The organism is Streptomyces swartbergensis (assembly GCF_002148965.1).
GTDB lineage: Bacteria > Actinomycetota > Actinomycetes > Streptomycetales > Streptomycetaceae > Streptomyces > Streptomyces swartbergensis.
In genome coordinates, this window is record NZ_NGFN01000078.1 from 1 (window position 1) to 18,235 (window position 18,235).

Annotated in this window: 16 protein-coding genes and 1 pseudogene; 11 read left to right on the forward strand and 6 right to left on the reverse strand. The window is 70.7% G+C overall.

Features of this window, described 5'->3' with window-relative positions; translation table 11 throughout:
- Positions 1 to 139 precede the first annotated feature (139 nt).
- Together ddaH and CA983_RS15005 are read left to right on the forward strand one after the other, a co-directional pair.
- A complete protein-coding gene (ddaH, locus tag CA983_RS15000) occupies positions 140 to 916 on the forward strand; it encodes a dimethylargininase (RefSeq protein ID WP_086601401.1) in 777 nt (258 codons plus the stop codon).
- 191 nt (positions 917 to 1,107) lie between these two features.
- Positions 1,108 to 2,085 (forward strand): acyl-ACP desaturase, encoded by a 978-nt coding sequence (locus CA983_RS15005; RefSeq protein ID WP_086601402.1) that lies wholly within the window; start codon positions 1,108 to 1,110, stop codon positions 2,083 to 2,085.
- A 162-nt stretch (positions 2,086 to 2,247) separates the two neighbouring features.
- On the opposite strand, the gene CA983_RS15010 is transcribed toward CA983_RS15005, so the two are convergent.
- The gene (locus CA983_RS15010) at positions 2,248 to 2,493 is read right to left on the reverse strand and encodes a WhiB family transcriptional regulator (RefSeq protein WP_167407376.1); all 246 of its coding nucleotides are present in this window, start codon (positions 2,491 to 2,493) and stop codon (positions 2,248 to 2,250) included.
- Between the two features lie 224 nt (positions 2,494 to 2,717).
- Here CA983_RS15010 and CA983_RS15015 point away from each other — a divergent pair, with 224 nt between their 5' ends.
- Positions 2,718 to 3,503 carry a VOC family protein gene (locus CA983_RS15015; RefSeq protein ID WP_086601404.1) on the forward strand — a complete coding sequence of 262 codons (786 nt, stop codon included), beginning with the start codon at positions 2,718 to 2,720 and terminating at the stop codon, positions 3,501 to 3,503.
- A 39-nt stretch (positions 3,504 to 3,542) separates the two neighbouring features.
- On the opposite strand, the gene CA983_RS15020 is transcribed toward CA983_RS15015, so the two are convergent.
- A complete protein-coding gene (locus CA983_RS15020; protein WP_086601405.1) occupies positions 3,543 to 4,580 on the reverse strand; it encodes a LacI family DNA-binding transcriptional regulator in 1,038 nt (345 codons plus the stop codon).
- Positions 4,581 to 4,684: 104 nt separating this feature from the next.
- A complete protein-coding gene (locus tag CA983_RS15025; protein WP_086601406.1) occupies positions 4,685 to 5,662 on the reverse strand; it encodes a multicopper oxidase domain-containing protein in 978 nt (325 codons plus the stop codon).
- 189 nt (positions 5,663 to 5,851) lie between these two features.
- Between CA983_RS15025 and CA983_RS15030 the strand changes: the two genes are divergently transcribed.
- Entirely contained in the window at positions 5,852 to 8,329 is a 2,478-nt protein-coding gene (locus CA983_RS15030) for a ThuA domain-containing protein (RefSeq protein WP_208636967.1), read from the forward strand.
- 47 nt (positions 8,330 to 8,376) lie between these two features.
- Positions 8,377 to 10,518, forward strand: a complete 2,142-nt coding sequence (locus CA983_RS15035; RefSeq protein WP_208636968.1) for an OmpL47-type beta-barrel domain-containing protein — start codon at positions 8,377 to 8,379, stop codon at positions 10,516 to 10,518.
- Here CA983_RS15035 and ligD read toward each other — a convergent pair.
- Entirely contained in the window at positions 10,505 to 11,536 is a 1,032-nt protein-coding gene (gene ligD, locus CA983_RS15040; protein WP_086601408.1) for a non-homologous end-joining DNA ligase, read from the reverse strand. The genes CA983_RS15035 and ligD overlap by 14 nt on opposite strands.
- A gap of 74 nt (positions 11,537 to 11,610) precedes the next feature.
- Here ligD and CA983_RS15045 point away from each other — a divergent pair, with 74 nt between their 5' ends.
- Complete coding sequence (locus CA983_RS15045) at positions 11,611 to 12,675, forward strand: ATP-dependent DNA ligase (protein ID WP_086601409.1); 1,065 nt, start codon at positions 11,611 to 11,613, stop codon at positions 12,673 to 12,675.
- Positions 12,676 to 12,689: 14 nt separating this feature from the next.
- Here CA983_RS15045 and CA983_RS15050 read toward each other — a convergent pair whose 3' ends face one another.
- Positions 12,690 to 13,880 (reverse strand): zinc-dependent alcohol dehydrogenase, encoded by a 1,191-nt coding sequence (locus tag CA983_RS15050; RefSeq protein WP_086601410.1) that lies wholly within the window; start codon positions 13,878 to 13,880, stop codon positions 12,690 to 12,692.
- 176 nt (positions 13,881 to 14,056) lie between these two features.
- Between CA983_RS15050 and CA983_RS15055 the strand changes: the two genes are divergently transcribed.
- A complete protein-coding gene (locus tag CA983_RS15055) occupies positions 14,057 to 15,061 on the forward strand; it encodes a DUF3048 domain-containing protein (RefSeq protein WP_086601411.1) in 1,005 nt (334 codons plus the stop codon).
- Positions 15,062 to 15,078: 17 nt separating this feature from the next.
- Here the strand turns inward: CA983_RS15055 and CA983_RS15060 are convergent, their stop codons facing one another.
- Positions 15,079 to 15,543, reverse strand: a complete 465-nt coding sequence (locus tag CA983_RS15060; RefSeq protein ID WP_086601412.1) for a MarR family winged helix-turn-helix transcriptional regulator — start codon at positions 15,541 to 15,543, stop codon at positions 15,079 to 15,081.
- 209 nt (positions 15,544 to 15,752) lie between these two features.
- Here CA983_RS15060 and CA983_RS15065 point away from each other — a divergent pair, with 209 nt between their 5' ends.
- The 4 genes and pseudogenes from CA983_RS15065 to pcaH all read left to right on the forward strand — a co-directional run bounded on the left by CA983_RS15065 (position 15,753) and on the right by pcaH (position 18,229).
- Positions 15,753 to 16,508: a CoA transferase subunit A gene (locus CA983_RS15065; protein WP_086601413.1), complete on the forward strand. Its 756-nt coding sequence runs from the start codon at positions 15,753 to 15,755 to the stop codon at positions 16,506 to 16,508.
- Positions 16,508 to 17,152 (forward strand): CoA transferase subunit B, encoded by a 645-nt coding sequence (locus tag CA983_RS15070; RefSeq protein WP_086601414.1) that lies wholly within the window; start codon positions 16,508 to 16,510, stop codon positions 17,150 to 17,152. The genes CA983_RS15065 and CA983_RS15070 overlap by 1 nt, the downstream gene beginning before the upstream one ends.
- Before the next feature lie 76 nt (positions 17,153 to 17,228).
- Positions 17,229 to 17,316: pseudogene (locus tag CA983_RS45125) on the forward strand (thiolase family protein); the annotation flags it as partial.
- A gap of 139 nt (positions 17,317 to 17,455) precedes the next feature.
- The gene (gene pcaH, locus CA983_RS15075) at positions 17,456 to 18,229 is read left to right on the forward strand and encodes a protocatechuate 3,4-dioxygenase subunit beta (RefSeq protein ID WP_086601415.1); all 774 of its coding nucleotides are present in this window, start codon (positions 17,456 to 17,458) and stop codon (positions 18,227 to 18,229) included.
- The last annotated feature ends 6 nt before the right edge of the window (positions 18,230 to 18,235 follow it).

The window sequence follows — 18,235 nt, forward strand, 5'->3', positions numbered from 1 at the left end:
CCCCTCCCCCCTCCCCGGGGGTGTCGTCCCTCGGGTTCGCCCTGCATGATGGTCGGCTGACGCCCGATGGGTTCCGGCCGATCCCGGAGGCTCCGTCGGCGCTGTCCCGACACGTCCCATCCGATACGGAGTCACGCTCGTGCCCAGCAAGAAGGCCCTCGTCCGCTGCCCCAGCCCGCGCCTCGCCGAAGGGCTGGTGACGCACATCGAGCGGGAGAGGGTCGACGCCGACCTCGCGGTCGAGCAGTGGGAGGCGTACGTGGCGGCGCTGCGCACGCACGGCTGGGAGACCATCGAGGTGGACCCGGCCGACGACTGCCCGGACTCGGTGTTCGTCGAGGACACGGTCGTGATGTACAAGAACGTGGCACTGATCACCCGCCCGGGCGCCGAGTCCCGGCGTGACGAGACCGCCGGGGTCGAGGAGGCCGTGGCCGGTCTGGGCTGCTCGGTGAACTGGATCTGGGAGCCCGGCACGCTGGAGGGCGGTGACGTGCTGAAGATCGGCGACACCGTGTACGTGGGCCGGGGCGGGCGCACCAACGCCGCCGGCGTCCAGCAGCTGCGGGCCGCGTTCGAGCCGCTGGGCGCGCGGGTCGTCGCCGTACCGGTGAGCAAGGTGCTGCACCTGAAGACGGCCGTCACCGCGCTGCCGGACGGCACGGTCATCGGGCACATCCCGAAGATGGACGCGCCGTCGCTGTTCGCGCGCTTCCTGCCCGTGCCGGAGGAGACCGGGTCGCACGTCGTGCTGCTCGGCGGTGACAAACTGCTCATGGCGGCCAGCGCGCCGAAGACCGCGGAGCTGTTCGCGGACCTCGGGTACGAGCCGGTCGTCGTGGACATCAGCGAGTTCGAGAAGCTCGAGGGATGTGTGACGTGCCTCTCGGTGCGGCTGCGGGGGCTGTACGCCTGAGGGGACGGGCACGCCACCTGTGCACCCCCTCGACCTGCGGGCCGGGGAGCGGTGATGTGCGTTCGAGCGACACCGCTGAGCAGCGTCCTTTACAGCGCTCTTAACCTACGGCATCGTAACCTACGGAAACGTAGCCTACGATGCCGTAGGTTACTGCTCACCGCTCGTACGCATGTCCCCCTGGAGAGTCCATGACGATCACCACTCCCCACCTCGGCAGCCCCGCCGGCGCCTGGACCGACGCTCAGCTGCTGTACGCCCTGGAGGAAGTGGTCGAGAAGGAGCTCAACCGGCATCTGGAGGTCGCCAAGGACTGGATGCCGCACGAGTACGTGCCCTGGAGCGACGGGCGCAACTTCCCCGGCCTCTTCGAGGACGGCGAGGCCTGGGACAAGGAACAGTCCAAGGTCACCGAGATCGGCCGCATCGCGCTCGTCGTGAACCTGCTGACCGAGGACAACCTGCCCAGCTACCACCACGAGATCGCCTCGCTCTTCGGCCGCGACGGCGCCTGGGGCACCTGGGTGCACCGCTGGACGGCCGAGGAGGGCCGGCACGGCATCGTGATGCGGGACTACCTGCTCACCTCGCGCGCGGTCGACCCGGACAAGCTGGAGCAGTTCCGCATGTCGCACATGAGCGAGGGCTTCGAGTCGGACAACCGGCACTCGATGCTCCACTCGATCGCCTACGTCGCCTTCCAGGAGCTGGCCACCCGCATCTCGCACCGCAACACCGGCCACCAGTCCGGCGACCCGGTCTGCGACCGCATGCTGGCCCGCATCGCGACCGACGAGAACCTGCACATGGTCTTCTACCGCAACCTCCTGAAGTCGGCGTTCGAGCTCGCCCCCGACCTGACCATGCAGGCCGTGCGGGACGTGGTCGTGAACTTCCGGATGCCCGGCCACGGCATCCCCGGCTTCGAGCGCGCCGCCGCGCAGATGGCGATCGGCGAGGTCTACAACCTGCGCATCCACCACGACGACGTGCTGCAGCCCGTCCTGCGCTTCCTGAAGGTCCTGGAGATCGACGGGCTGGGCGCCGAGGGCCGCAAGGCGCAGGAGGAACTCGGCATGTACATGGGTGGCCTGGACGCCGAGGCGTCGAAGTTCGACGAGAAGCTGGCCGCGCGCAAGGCCCGCATGGCGGCCCGGGCCGGCGCCTGACGGCCGACCCGGCGCCTCCGGCCCCACGACTGCGAGGCCCCGACCGCCACGAGCGGCCGGGGCCTCGGCGTTTCGGCGCCCGGCTCCCCGGCAGGCCGCCACCCGCGCGAGGCGCGATGACCTGCGGACGACGCGATGGCCCGCGGACGGCGCGGCGCACGGCTACCGCGACATACGCCGCAGTTCCAGCCGCTCCTTCTCCGACAGACCGCCCCAGACACCAAAACGCTCGTCGTTGTCCATCGCGTACTCCAGGCAGGCGTCACGGATCGGGCACATGCCGCAGATCCGCTTCGCCTCCCGCACCGAGCTGCCGGGCTCGGGGAAGAAGAAGTCCGCCCCGGTCTGCGCGCACAACGCCTCCTGCTGCCAGGCGAGTTCGGGCGAGATCATGGTGTCGATGTGCATGGCCAGAAGCGTTGCGGACAGCGAAAAACGTTCGATCAACGCGAGATCAACACCGCGTTGACGGGCCTCCGGCCACCTTGATGGTCGCCCGCCGGACGGGCCGACGCACGGCGGCGCGCGGAAACCCGGCATCACGCCCCGGCGGCGCTCCGGCGGCGCTTGTCAGTGGGCGGTGCGAGACTCGGCAGAGTGGACGAACGGGCCCCAGCACGAGGAGGGCGACGATGCTCACCACCCGTTATGTGACCGGCGCTCCGAACTGGATCGATCTCGGCACACCCGACATCGACGGTGCCGCCGCCTTCTACGGCGACCTGTTCGGCTGGGAGTTCCAGCCCGGCGGGCCCGAGGTCGGGGGCTACGGCCTCTTCCAGCTGGGCGGCAGAACCACCGCCGGTGGCATGCAGACCACCCCGGAGCAGGGCCCGCCCTCCTGGACGGTGTACTTCCAGGCCCCGGACGCGGACGCCACGGCCCGGGCGGCCGGGCAGGCGCACGGGTCGGTGCGGATGCAGCCCATGGACGTGCAGGACCTGGGCCGCATGGCGATCCTCGCCGACCAGGCGGGGGTGCCCTTCGGCCTGTGGCAGCCGGGCCGCAACAAGGGCCTGGACGTCGTCCAGGAGCCCGGCTCGCTGTGCTGGCTGGAGCTCTACACGGCGGATGTCCCGGCCGCTGCCGCCTTCTACCACTCCGTGCTCGGCCTGGAGACCTTCGGCGTCGACTTCCCCGGCGGCACCTACACCACCTTCGCCCCGGCCGGAGAGGGCGAGGACGCCATGTTCGGCGGTGTCGTCCCGCTGGCCGACGACCCGGCCGAGGAGGAGGCGCACTGGCTGCCGTACTTCGAGGTCACCGACACGGACGCCACCGCCGCCCGGGCCCGGGAACTGGGCGGCACGGTCCGCATGCCCGCCACGGACCTGCCGGACGTGGGCCGCGTCGCCAAGCTCACGGACCCGTACGGGGCGCGTTTCGCGGTGATCCACAGCGTGCCCCAGCCGGGCTGAGGCACCACCGCCGACCGGACCAGGCGGACGCCCGTCGGGTTACGAGGACGCCCTGCGCACCAGCGTCGTCGGCAGGACCACACTGGAGGGCGTGCCGCCCACGCCCTCCCGCGGAGTACCGCGGTCGAGCCCCCGCAGCAGCAGTCGGGCCATCAGGCGGCCCATCTCCTCGATGTCCTGACGGACCGTCGTGAGGGGCGGGTCGGTCTGTTCCGCGACGGGCAGCATGTCGTCGAAGCCGATCACGGCCACGTCGTCGGGGACGCGGCGGCCGGACTCGCGCAGGACGCGGAGGGCGCCGGATGCCGTCAGGTCGTTGGCGGCGAACACCGCGTCCACGTCCGGGCAGCGGTCCAGGAGCTCGCGCATCGCCCGCTCGCCGCCGGCCGGCGTGAAGTCGGCCTCGGCGATCAGCCGGGGGTCGGCGTCCACCATGACGTCCCGGTAGCCGTCGAGCCGGTCCACGGCGGACGTCTGGTCGAGAGCGCCGGTGATGTGCGCGATCCGGGTGCGGCCGAGGCCGGCCAGGTGGCGGACGGCGTCGCGGGCGCCACCGCGGTTGTCGCTGTCGACGTACACCACGCCGCGCCGGTCTCCCCTCCAGCCGGGGCGCCYGCCGAAGACGGTGGGGACGCCGGCCCGCTGGATCAGCTCCGGCAGCGGGTCGTCGAGGTGCAGGGAGAAGACGAGGGCCCCGTCGACATGCCCGCCGGCGAGGTACCGGCCGACCCGGGCGTGGTCGTCCCGGCCCTCCGTCAGCAGCAGCACGAGCTGGTTGTCGTGGGCCGTGAGTTCCTTGCTGATGCCGCGCAGCTGGAGCGCGAAGAACGGGTCGGCGAACACGCGGGTCTCCGGTTCGGCGACGACGACCGCGATCGCGTCGTGCCGCCGGGTCACCAGGCTGCGGGCCGCCTGGTTGGGCACGTAGCCGAGCTCCTCCACCGCCTTGCGGACCCGCTCGACGAGGATGTCCCTGACCCCGTCACCGCCGTTGACCACGCGCGAGACGGTCGCCCGCGAGACACCGGCCCGGGCGGCCACGGCCTCCAGGGTGGGACGCGGCGCTGTGTCGGTCACTTCGGGGCTCCTCACCTGCGGTTCGGATCAGGATAGCCCCGGTGGCGGAGTGTGGTGAGAGCGCTCTCCCGCCCGGCCGGAGAGCGCCCGGGCTCACGCGCCCGTCAGTGTTCGTGACCGCCCCCCGGCGGCTTCTCCCCGTGCTCGTGCGGGTCGTAGCCGGGAATCGTCCCGTCCGGCTTCTTCACCAGGAACAGGCCCACCATCCCCATGTCGGAGTGGCTCTGCACATGGCAGTGGTACATCCAGGCGCCGGCACCGACCCCCTCCCCCGCGATCACCTGGAAGCCGAACGAGTCGGCCGGGCCCGTGATCTTGTTGTCGATGACCTGGCTGGGGTCGTCGGGGCCGGTCAGCATGCCGGTGCGGTTGTCCGCCCAGCGGTGACCGTGCATATGGAACGTGTGGTAGAACTCGCCGTGCGTGATCACGACGAACTCGACGCGATCCCCCACCGTGGCCTCGAAGTTCGGCCCGGAGTGCGGCGGCCTGTTGTTGATGAGCATGTCGTTGAAGACGACCGTGTGCGTGCGGTCCGGCAGGACGTCGCCCTTGCGGCGGACGATGACCGGGCCGTACAGGCCCTTCTGGAGCCCCTGGGTGCCGTGGTCCGTGCCGACGACGTGGTCGTGGTAGTGCCAGTAACCCGCGCTGCCCGCCCGCCAGGTGCCGTCCTTGCGGCGGCCGGGGGCATGGGTGCGCCAGGTGTAGGTGCGGGTGCCGCCCGGCTCGACATGGCTGCGGTTCAGTTTGGTGCCGTCGCTGGTGATCTCGTAGTCGAGGCCGTGGACGTGCAGGCTCACCGCCACGTCCATGGTGTTCTCGAACTCGATGTGGAGCGTGTCGCCCTCGTTGAGCTCGATCAGCGGGCCGGGGACGGTCGCCTTGCCCTTCTCCAGGCCGTAGCCCATCTTTCCGTCGGCGAGCTTCTCGGCGTACAGCTTGATGCGTCTCACCTCGCCGCCGGCCGGTGCCGTCTTCGCCGGTCCGTCCGCGCTGATGGCCTCCGGCGCCACGGACAACGATGTCGCGACGGCCGCGCTCCCCAGCAGGACCCGCCGGTTGAAGCTGCGTCTGTCCATGCGGAACTCCCCACCCTGGTAAGGCCTTTACGGAGATGTACCTGTGATGAACCTGTGAGACGGTACCGGCCGCGCTCCTGTTTATCCACACTCAAGACAAAGTTGGGGCCATCACGGTCATAGGTATTGGCGAGCCGTGCAAAGGGGTTTAGCTTCCTTGGCGGTGTTGCTGTGACCGAGGAGGTGCCCATGCACTTACGAGGGTTGAGCAAGGGAAGACGTGTCCGGGTGGCCTCCGTGGCCGCCGGAGTCGTGACCGCCGGACTGCTGGCGGGGCCCGCCAACGCGGGCCCGTATCCCGAACCCCCGCTGACAACGATGTCGATCAAGTCGCCGCCGGGCGGCGCGAATGTACGGGTGCTGGTCTTCCACGGTTCCGCGGCGGCCGGGGAGGAGTCGCCGGTGGTGAACGCCGGGATCGAGGCCATCGAGGACATCGGGCTGTCGGGTCCGGCGAACCGCCGGTTCAAGGTCCAGGCCACCGACGACGCCTCGGTGTTCACCGACGAGACGAGACTCGGCCGCTTCAACGCGATCGTGTTCCTGACCGGCGGGGGTGATGTCCTCGACGCGGAGCAGGAGGCGGGCCTGGAGGCCTACATGGAGGCCGGCGGCGGTTTCGTCGGCGTCCATGACGCGGCGCGCGCGGAGCCGTACTCGGACTGGTTCACCGGACTGGTGGGCGCCCGCCCGGCCGCGTCGAGCCCCGCGGCCGTCCAGCGTGCGACCGTCGAGGTCGGGGACCGCCGGCACCCGGCCACCAAGGACGTGCCGGTGCAGTGGAAGCGCCCCGACAAGTGGCTGAACTGGGTGAAGAACCCCTCGGGCGACGTCCATACGGTGGCCCGGGTCCGGGAGTCGACCTATCAGCCCGGTGCGAGCGCCAACGGCTGGGATCACCCCGTCAGTTGGTGCCGTGACTACGACGGTGGCCGCTCCTTCTACACCGGCATGGGCGGCACGGTGTCGTCGTACGACGAGACCGACTTCCGGGCCCATCTGCGCGGCGCGCTGATGTGGACGACCCGGCTGGAGCAGGCCGACTGCAAGGCGACCATCAACGCCAACTACGCGGCGGAGCGGCTGACCAAGCCCAACCAGCCGGGGCAGAACGACCAGATCGGCGAGCCGCACGGGCTGGTCACCGCGCCCGACGGCCGGGTGTTCTACATCGGCCGGGGTGGCGCCGACTCCTCGCAGCCCGTGGTCACCGACTGGACCAACCCCGACATCGGCAAGGGCAAGGGCGAGATCCACGTCTACGACCCGAAGACCAAGCAGGTCACGCTCGCCGGAGCGCTCACCGTCTTCGGCAACAAGGGCGGCGGCGACGAGCTGGTCAAGGTCGAGGAGGGGCTGCTCGGCATCGAGCTGGACCCGGGGTTCGAGCGGAACGGCTGGGTCTATCTGCACTACACGCCGCACTCGCAGATCAACCGGGACACGCGGATGGCCGAGCGGCGGGTCTCCCGCTTCACGCTCGACCAGGCGACGAACAAGCTGGACCTGAGCAGCGAGAAGGTGCTGCTGAAGTGGCCGGTGCAGATCCACAGTTGCTGCCACTCGGGCGGCGGGATGGCCTGGGATTCCAAGGGCAACCTGTACATCGCCACCGGTGACAACAACTCCAGCGGGTTCAGCGGTGGTTACTCGGGCAACAACCCGCAGCCGAACTACAAGGGCGTCTCCTTCGCGGACGCGCGCCGCACGGCCGGCAACACCAACAACCTCAACGGCAAGATCCTGCGCATCCACCCGGAGCCCGACGGGACGTACACGCTGCCCGAGGGCAACCTCTTCACGGGGAAGGAGACCGACGAGGGCGGCGGCAAGACACGCGGCGAGATCTATGTGATGGGGGTCAGGAACCCCGCCCGGATCTTCGTCGACAAGTCGACCGACGTGCTGTACGCGGGCTGGGTCGGCCCGGACGCGAGCGCGCCCTCGACGACCTGGGGTCCGGCCAAGTACGACACGTTCGCCGCCATCACCAAGGCGGGCAACCGGGGCTGGCCGTACTGCATGGGCAACAAGCAGCCCTACCGGGACCGCAATCTGCCGGACCCGTCCCAGCCGCTCGGCTGGTACGACTGCGACCACCCGAAGAACGAGTCGCCGAACAACGACGGTCTGGTCAACCTGCCGCCGGTCACCGGCAACAACATCTGGTACGCGCCGCAGGGCGGCGCGCCGGACTACCCGCGGGACGCCAGCGGTGTCCCGTCGTACAAGCCGGAGGAGGCGACCTACCGGCTGCCCTGGCTGAAGGGCGGCGGGCAGGCCGCGATGAACGGGCCGGTCTACCGGTACGACACGGTGGCGGCGGACAGCGCCGTCAAGTGGCCGGCGTACTGGGACGGCAAGTGGTTCGTCGGTGACTTCTACGACGCCGACCAGCCGCGCAACGCGGTGCTCATGGACCCGAAGACGCAAGGCGACGGCGGTCTGCCGGTGCACTCGGAGTCGCTGAAGAAGATCGTGCCGATCGGCAACGACGGCATCAAGAACCTCATGGACTGGAAGTTCGGTCCGGACGGCGCGCTGTACGTCCTCGACTACGGGCGCGGCTTCTTCACCTCGGACTCCAAGTCGGCCCTGTGGCGGGTCACCTACAAGGGCGGCGGGCCGACCCCGGCCGCCGGTCAGCTGGCGAGGGGGACCGAGTGATCCGGCAGCGAAGAATCTGGGCCGCCCTGCTGGCCGCCCTGCTCGTGATGCTCGGCGTGCAGGCGATGCCCGCCGCCGGGCAGGCGGAGGCACCGGCCGCCGAACAGGTCCTCACCTGGACAGCAGGCAACGACATCGACAAGTACCTCTCGGCGCCCAAGACGGCGGTCGCCGGCACGGCGACGATCGTGTTCGAGAACAGCGTGGCCACCGGCAACACCACGGGCATGCCGCACACGCTGACGTTCGTGACCAGCGATCCCGAGTTCAACAACGACGTGCAGCTGAACATCCTGGCCAATCCGAACGACGCCCAGGGCGGCAAGCACACCGCCCAGGTCACGCTCACGCCCGGCCGGTACTTCTACCACTGCACCATCCCCGGCCACGGCCAGATGCAGGGCATCCTGGTGGTGACCGAGGGCACCGGCGAGGACACCACCGCGCCCGAGGCGTCGGCGCACGTGAGCGGGACGCAGAACACGCAGGGCGAGTACGTCGGTTCGGCGAGCGTGGCGATCCACGCCACCGACGAGGGCGGCTCCGGCGTCGAGAGGATCGAGTACGCGATCGGCGACGCGGGCGCCTGGCAGCCGTACACGGCGCCGGTCGTCGTCGACCAGGTCGGCGCCCACAAGGTCCGCTATCGCGCCTTCGACAAGGCGGGGAACGTCTCCGCCGAGAAGAGCGCCGAGTTCACGGTCGTGGCGCCGCAGTCGGACGACACGACCGCGCCGGAGACCTCGGCGACGGTGAGCGGCGAGCGGAACGCCGACGGGGCGTACATCGACATGGCGACGGTCACCGTCTCCGCCTCCGACACCGGCTCCGGGGTCAACACGATCGAGTACGCGGTCGGCTCCGGCGCGTGGCAGCTATACACCGCGCCCGTGATGGTGCACGAGGTGGGCGCGCACACCGTCCGCTACCGCGCCACCGACAAGGCGGGCAACGTGGCGGCCGAGAAGAGTGTGCGGTTCACGGTCGTCGCGGCTCCGCCGGAGGACACCACTCCGCCGGTGACGGGCGTGACCGTGGAGGGCACGAGGAACTCCGACGGGGCGTACGTCAACAGCGCCCGGGTGACCGTCACGGCGACCGACGCGCACGGCTCGGGCGTCGAGAAGACCGAGTACTCGCTGGACGGCGGGCCGTACCTGGCGTACACGGCTCCGGTCGTGGTCGACCGGGCGGGCGCGCACACCGTGGCGTACCGGGCGACGGACAAGGCGGGCAACACCTCGGCGGCCCTCACTGTTACCTTCACGGTCGTCTCCGGACAGGTCCCGGCGCCGAACTGCCCGGAGTACGACGAGCGGTTGACGGTGATCGTCGGCACGGTCGACTCGGGCGTGCGCAACCGGGTCACCGACAACCGCTGCCGGATCGGTGAGCTGATCGAGGACGAGAAGGAGTGGACGTCCCACGCGCTGTTCCTCAAGCACGTGACGTCCGTCCTCGACGCCCTGCTGAAGGAGGGCGTGATCGACCAGCGCGAGTACAACGCCGTCCGCAAGGCCGCCCGCCAGTCCGGTATCGGCAAGCCGGGGCAGACCGAGGGCTACCGGGCGATCTTCGACGGCAGTGCCGAGTCGTTCGCCAAGTGGCAGCAGGTGGGCGGTGGTTCGTTCGCGCTGAACCCCGACAAGACGATCACCTCTGGCATCACGAAGCCCGGCCTGGGCATGCTGTGGTTCCCGCAGCGCAAGTACGGCGACTTCTCGCTGAAGCTCCAGTGGCGTGACGACGCCCCCGGCACGGGCAACGCCAACTCGGGCGTCTTCGTGCGCTTCCCGTGGGTCCACGACCACCCGGAGGAGTCCCGGCCCGAGTGGGTCGCCATCAAGTACGGGCACGAGGTGCAGGTGCTCGACCGGCCCGACGGCGACCTGTACAAGACGGGGTCGGTCTACGGCTTCGACCGCGTGGGGCTGGCCGGCGCGGGCGTGACGCAGAAGGGCACCTGGAACGACTACGAGATCCGTGTGGAGGGCCAGCACTACTCGGTGTTCCGCAACGGCGTGCTGATCAACGAGTTCGACAACACCGGCGGCCAGGAGTTCACCCCGCCCCGCTCGGACGACCCGGGCACGGACGGACGGCGGTTCGCCTCCGGCTACATCGGCCTCCAGGTGCACGGCACGACGGACGTGGTCTCGTACCGCGACATCCGGATCAAGGAGTTGTAGGCCCGCCGGGCGTCTTCCTGGCCCTGCTCGGCTGTACCCGCCTCGGTTCCCCCGGCATCTTCGGATACTCGGGCGGGTACGGCAGGTCTCCCAGCCCGTGGTCGTGCTCGTCGCGCCGGGCGAGGTCGAGCAGGGCCTCCAGGGAGTAGCGGTGGTCGTCCATGTCCGCGTGCACGTCGCCGAGTTCGGCGAAGCGCGCGGGCATGGTCGCGAGGTCGAAGTCCTGGGGGTGCGCGACTCCCACCTCGTCCCAGCGCAGGGGCGCGGAGACGGGGGCGTGCGGGCGGGGCCGTACGGAGTAGGCGGAGGCGATCGTGCGGTCGCGTGCCGTCTGGTTGTAGTCCAAGAAGATGCGCTTGCCCCGCTCCTCCTTCCACCACWTGATGGTGACCTGCTCCGGCATCCGCCGCTCCATCTCCCGGCCGACGGCGATGGCGGCGCGCCGGACCTGCGTGAAGGTCCAGCGGGGTTCGATGGGCACGAAGACGTGCAGGCCCCGGCCGCCGGAGGTCTTGGGGAAGCCGCGCAGTCCGCCGAACTCGTCGAGCACGGCCCGTAGTTCGTGGGCGGCGCGAACGGCGTCCTCGTAGTCGGTGCCGGGCTGCGGGTCGAGGTCGATACGGAGTTCGTCGGGGCGGTCGACGTCGTCGCGGCGGACCGGCCAGGGGTGGAAGGTGAGGGTGCCGAACTGGGCGGCCCACACCACGGCACCGACCTCGGTGGGGCACATCTCGTCGGCGCTGCGGCCGCTGGGGAAGGTGATGTGCGCGGTCGGGATCCAGTCGGGCATGTTCTTCGGAGCCCGCTTCTGGAAGAAGTTCTCGCCGGTGACGCCCTCGGGGTAGCGCTCCAGGGTGGTGGGCCGGTCGCGCAGGGCGCGCAGGATGCCGGGGCCGACGGCCAGGTAGTAGCGGGCGAGGTCCAGCTTGGTGAAACCGCGCTCGGGGAAGAAGACCTTGTCCGGGCTGGACAGCCGTACGGTCCGGCCGCCGACCTCCAGTTCCACCGCGTCACCCATGCGAGCCACGGTAGGCGTGCCCCGCACACCTCGCACATCGGGCGCACCTGAACATATGGGCGCAGAATCGGACCATGGATCTGCCGGTGATGCCCCCTGTGCTGCCGATGCTCGCCAAGTCCGTGGCGGCGATCCCGGCGGGCATGCAGTACGAGGCGAAGTGGGACGGGTTCCGGGCGATCGTCTTCCGCGACGGGGACGAGGTCGAGCTCGGCAGCCGTACCGGCAAGCCTCTGACCAGGTATTTTCCCGAGCTGGTGACGGCCGTGCGGGAGCGGTTGCCGCAGCGCTCGGTGGTGGACGGGGAGATCGTGATCGCGCGGGAGGGCCGGCTGGACTTCGACGCGCTGACGGAGCGGATCCACCCGGCGGACTCGCGGGTGCGGATGCTGGCCGAGCGGACACCGGCCTCGTTCGTCGCCTTCGACCTGCTGGCGCTGGGGGACGAGTCGGTGATGGACGTCCCGCTGACCGACCGGCGGGAGATGCTGGCCAGGGAGCTGTCGGGGGTGACGGCGCCGGTGCACCTGGCTCCGGCGACCACCGACATCGAGGTGGCGCGCAACTGGTTCGAGCAGTACGAGGGGGCGGGTCTGGACGGGGTCATCGCCAAGCCGCTGACCGTTCGCTACCGACCGGACGAGCGCGCCATGTTCAAGATCAAGCACGAGCGTACGGCGGACGTGGTCGTCGCCGGGTACCGGCTGCACAAGAGCGGCCCCGTGGTGGGTTCGCTGCTGCTCGGCCTGTACGACGACCGGGGCACGCTCCAGCACGTGGGCGTGTCCGCCGCGTTCCCGATGAAGCGGCGCGCCGAACTGGTGGAGGAGCTGGAGCCGCTGCGCATGGACGACGTCCAGGGGCATCCGTGGGCGGCCTGGTCCGAGGAGGCGGCGCACGAGACGGCGCGGCTGCCCGGCGCGCCCAGCCGCTGGTCGGCCAAGAAGGACCTGTCGTGGGTGCCGCTGCGGCCGGAGCGGGTCGCCGAGGTGGCGTACGACCACATGGAGAACGGGCAGCGCTTCCGCCACACCGCCCGCTTCCGCCGCTGGCGCCCGGACCGGACTCCGGAGAGCTGCACGTACGCGCAGCTCCAGGAGCCGGTCCGCTATGACCTTGCGGAGATCTTCGGCGCCTGAATCCCCCGGGGATGTCAGGGCTGCATCAGCACCTTGACCGCGCCGTCCTGCTTGCGCTGGAACATCTCGTAGGCGTGCGGGGCCTCCGACAGCGGCACCCGGTGGGTGGCGAAGTCCTCGACGCCGAGCGGGTCCTCGTCGGTCAGGTACGGGATGATGTCGTCGCTCCAGCGGCGGACGTTGGCCTGGCCCATCCGGATCTGGATCTGCTTGTCGAAGAGCGTGAGCATCGGGATCGGGTCGGCCATGCCGCCGTAGACGCCGGACAGCGAGATGGTGCCGCCGCGCCGGACCAGGTCGATGGCGGTGTAGAGGGCGGCGAGGCGGTCGATGCTGAAGCGTTCGGCGAGCGGGCCGCTCAGCTTGCGGGGCATCATCGCCGTGGCCTGCTGGGCGAGCTTGGCCGCCGCGCTGCCGTGGGCCTCGGTGCCGACCGCGTCGATCACGGCGTCGGGGCCGCGGCCGTCGGTCTCGTCGCGGATGGCCGCGACGAGTTCCTTCTCGTTGTCGAAGGACCTGAGGTCGTACGTCTCCACACCGCGCGAGCGCGCCCGGTTCAGCCGTTCCGGGACCAGGTCCACGCCGAACACCCGCCCGGCGCCCTTGACCTGGGCGACGCGGCAGGCCATGTCGCCGATGGGTCCGAGGCCGAGCACGGCGATGCTGCCGCCCTGCGGGACATCGGCGTAGGCGACCGCCTGCCAGGCGGTGGGCAGGACGTCGGAGAGGTAGACGAAACGGTCGTCGGGCGGGCCTTCCGGCACCTTGATCGGGCCGTACTGCGCCTGCGGGACGCGCAGGTACTCGGCCTGGGCGCCCGGCACCGCGCCGTACAGGCGGGTGTAGCCGAACAGGGCGGCGCCCATGCCCTCGCCGTGGACCTGAGTGGTCTCGCACTGCGTGGGCAGGCCGGTGAGGCACATCCAGCAGTTGCCGCAGGCGATCTGGAACGGCACCACGACCCGGTCCCCGGCCTGGAGGTCCGGGACGCCGGCGCCGACCTCCTCGACGATGCCGATGGGTTCGTGGCCGAGGATGTCCCCGGGGGTCATGAACGGCGTGAGCACCTCGTACAGGTGCAAGTCGGAACCGCACAGCCCCGTGGAGGTGACGCGGATGACCGCGTCCGTCGGCTCCTGGATCTCCGGATCGGGCACGTTCTCCACCCGGACGTCCCGCTTGCCCTGCCAGGTCACTGCCCTCATCGCCTCGCGCTCCCTCCGTCAGCGTGCGCGTCGGTGGTCCGGCGACGCTCGGGTACCCGGGCGTCCCGCCCTGAACCTTGAGCCGATCGGCGGACGAAGCGGAGACCCTCCGCCAAAAACGATCGGGTATAGCCACCGATGGACATATAAGTGCACAATCAAGGCAAATCGATGACATGAGGCCGGTGGCGACGGTGGGCAGGGAACGAGGGGCGCGCGGTCGGCGCGCCGCGACGACAGCGGCGCTGCTGGCCGCCACGGTGACGGCCGCCCTGGCGGCGGGCTGCACCGGCGGGAACGGTCCCCGCGACGACGGACGGGGGTCCGCCGACGCGTCGGAGCGGGGCACAACGCCGGCGGCGACCGGCCCCTCCCTGCTCGCCGTCAAGCTCGACAACGCCGCCGCGGCCCGGCCGCACACCGGCCTCGACGCCGCGGACGTCGTGTACGCGGAGCAGGTCGAGGGCGGGCTGAGCCGGCTGATGGCGGTGTACGCGACGCAGGTGCCGGAGGCGGTGGGGCCGGTGCGCAGCGCACGCGAGTCGGACCTGGAACTGCTGCGCCAGTTCGACCGGCCCATTCTGGCTTTCTCCGGGGCGCAGAAGAAGCTCCTGCCGCTGATCGACAGGGCCCCGCTGCGGGCGGAGACGCCTGGCAGCGCCTCCGAGGCCTACTTCCGCGGCTCCGGCAAGCCCGCCCCGCACAACCTCTATCTGCGGCCCGAGCGGCTCGTCCCCGAAGCACCGGGACAGGCCGCCCTGACCACCGGCTTCCGCTACGGCTCCGCCCCCGTCGGCGGCACGGCGACGACCTCGCAGACGGTGCGCTACCCGGCGGCCCGTTTCACCTTCACCTGGTCGGACTCCCGCGACCGCTGGCTGGTCGGCATGGACGGCGCGCCCGCCACGACGGCCGACGGGAAGCGGATGGCGGCCGCGACGGTCGTCGTGCAGTACGTGAAGGTGCGCGAGTCGGGTTTCCGCGACTTCATGGGCAACAACACGCCGTACACCGAGACGGTGGGCTCCGGGAAGGCCAAGGTGCTGCGCGACGGACGGGCCTACGACGTGAACTGGAAGCGCGCGGACCCCACGGACGGCACGGCGTTCACCACCGGCGACGGCACACCGGTGAACTTCGCGAAGGGCCAGGTGTGGGTGGTGTACGCCAAGGCGTCCTGACCTGCGGGCCGCGCCCGTCAGGGGGGCGCCACCAGAGACTCCCCCGGGTTGCGCAGCCCCTCGGCGGCGTCCGCGACACGCCGGATGAGGTGGAAGAACAGCGTCCGCTCCTCGGCGGTCAGCGGGGCGAGGAACACCTGGTTCATCCGGGCGGTGCGCACGGTCAGCTTGCGGTGCGTGCGCACGCCCTCCTCCGTGAGGCGCAGCAGGAAGCGGCGGCCGTCCTCCGGGTCGCGGACCTTGTCGAGGAGTCCGCGCCGGCCGAGCCGGCTGATCACCTCGGCGATGGTCGACCGGTCCAGACCCACCCGCTCCCCCACCGTGCGCTGGTCCAGCCCGGGCTCGGCGACGAGCGTGTTGAGGACCGCGTACTGGGGCGAGGTGATCTCCTCGGAGACCATCGTGTTCCACAGCAGGTAGTGCGCCTGCTGGAGCCGCCGGGCCAGGTGCCCGGGGTGGGTGGTGAGGTCCGCCGCCGCCATGTGCACCCCTTGCTCGTTTTCGTTGGTGCACTGAACAATACCCGGCCACTCCCGGGCTGTCCGCCCTTCCGCGCGAGGCGCCTTCTGCCGATACTCCCAGGTCTTGACGCCCTGCCGTCCCGGTGGCAGCGTGAGGGAGGCTTCGCGGAAATACTCAGTGCCCTGACTAAATCTGGGTCGGGACGCTCGGAAGAGATGGGGCTTCTCGGATGGACAAGGTGGTCGCCACAGCCCTGGAGGCGGTGGCCGACGTCCCGGACGGCGCGTCGCTCGCGGTGGGCGGTTTCGGGCTGAGCGGTGTGCCGAACGTGCTGATCGGGGCGCTGTACGAGCGCCGGGTGGCCGGGCTGTCGGTGGTCTCCAACAACTGCGGGGCGATGGAGTCGGGCCTGGCGGTCCTGCTGGCCGCCGGCCGGATCGCCCGGGTGACGGGTTCCTACATCGGCGCCAACAAGGAGTTCGCCCGGCAGTACCTGGCCGGTGAGCTGGAGGTCGAGCTGATCCCGCAGGGCACCCTGGCCGAGCGGCTGCGGGCCGGTGGCGCCGGGATTCCCGCCTTCTACACCCCGGCCGGGGTGGGCACACAGGTCGCCGAGGGCGGGCTGCCGTGGCGCTACGACGGCTCCGGGGGCGTCGCGGTGGCCTCGCCGGCGAAGGAGGTCCGGGAGTTCGACGGCACCGAGTACGTGCTGGAGCGGGGCATCCGCACCGACTTCGCCCTGGTCCGGGCCGCGAAGGGCGACCGGCACGGCAACCTGGTCTTCAGCAAGTCCGCGCGGAACTTCAACCCGCTGGCCGCGATGGCCGGACGGGTCACGATCGCCGAGGTGGAGGAGCTGGTGGAGCCCGGCGAGATGGACCCGGACGCGGTGCATCTGCCGGGGATCTTCGTGCAGCGGGTGCTCGCGCTCACCGCTGAGCAGGCGGCAGACAAGAAGATCGAGCAGCGGACGGTGAGGTCCTGATGGCCTGGAGTCGCGAGGAGATGGCCGCCCGGGCGGCGCGGGAGCTGCGGGACGGCCAGTACGTCAATCTCGGCATCGGCCTGCCCACGCTCATCCCCAACCACCTCCCCGAGGGCGTCGAGGTCGTCCTCGAATCGGAGAACGGCATCCTGGGCACGGGCCCCTACCCCACCGAGGACGCCGTCGACCCGGACCTGATCAACGCCGGGAAGGAGACGGTGACGGTCCTGCCGGGCGCGTCCTTCTTCGACTCGGCGCTGTCGTTCTCGATGATCCGGGGCGGACACATCGACGTGGCCGTGCTCGGTGCCATGCAGGTGTCCGAGCGGGGCGACCTGGCCAACTGGGCCATCCCCGGCAAGCTGATCACCGGGATCGGCGGGGCGATGGACCTCGTGCACGGTGCCCGTACGGTCATCGTCGTCATGACGCACACCGCCAAGGACGGCTCCCCGAAGATCCTCACCGAGTGCGCCCTGCCGCTGACCGGCAAGGGGTGCGTGAACCGGATCATCACCGACCTCGGCGTCCTGGACGTCACCGACGACGGGCTCGCCCTGGTCGAGACCGCGCCGGGCGTGACCGCCGCCGAGATCGCCGCCAAGACGGAGGCCGAACTGACCGTGCCGGAGGGCATGAAGTGAAGGACGTCTACCTCGTCGACGCGGTCCGCGCGCCGATCGGCCGCTGCAACGGCGCACTGGCCGGTGTGTGCCCGGACGATCGGACGGCGGCACGGTGACGGCGGGCAACGCCTCGCCGCTCAACGACAGTGCGGCCGCGCTGCTCGTCGACGAGGAGGGCTCCGCCCTCGTCCTGGAACGCCAGGCGATCCGCGCGACTGCAGCCTGTCTGTGGCTGGTCGCGCCCGCGCGGCGGAGCCGCACATCGACAACAGCCCCGCGCCCCTTCGGGGCACGATCCCGAGGAACCTTTCAGGGGACCCCATGACTCTCACTCAGCACGACATCGACCAGGAGATCGCGGCCGAGCGCGCCGCGTACGAGAAGCGGCTCGCCGACGGCGGGCCCGTCGAGCACCAGCCGCGGCGCGACTACGCCCCGTACCGCTCCTCGGTGCTCCGCCACCCGAAGCAGCCGCCGGTCACGATCGACGTCAGCAAGGACCCGGAGCTGGTGGAGCTGGCCTCCCCGGCCTTCGGGGAGCGGGACATCACCGAGATCGACAACGACCTCACCCGGCAGCACGACAGCGAGCCGATCGGCGAGCGCATCACCGTCTCGGGCCGGCTGCTGGACCGCGACGGCCGCCCGGTGCGCGGCCAGCTCGTGGAGATCTGGCAGGCCAACTCGGCGGGCCGCTACGCCCACCAGCGCGAGCAGCACGACGCCCCACTGGACCCGAACTTCACCGGCGTGGGCCGCACGCTCACCGACGACGAGGGCCGCTACCACTTCACCACCATCCAGCCGGGCCCGTACCCGTGGCGCCAGCACCTCAACGCCTGGCGGCCCGCGCACATCCACTTCTCGGTCTTCGGCACGGCGTTCACCCAGCGGCTCGTGACGCAGATGTACTTCCCGAGCGACCCGCTGTTCCCCTACGACCCGATCATCCAGTCCGTGACCGACGACGCGGCCCGGCAGCGGCTGGTCGCGACGTACGACCACAGCCTGTCGGTGCCGGAGTTCTCGATGGGCTACCACTGGGACATCGTGCTGGACGGCCCGAACGCCACCTGGATCGAAGAAGGGCGCTGACCTGCC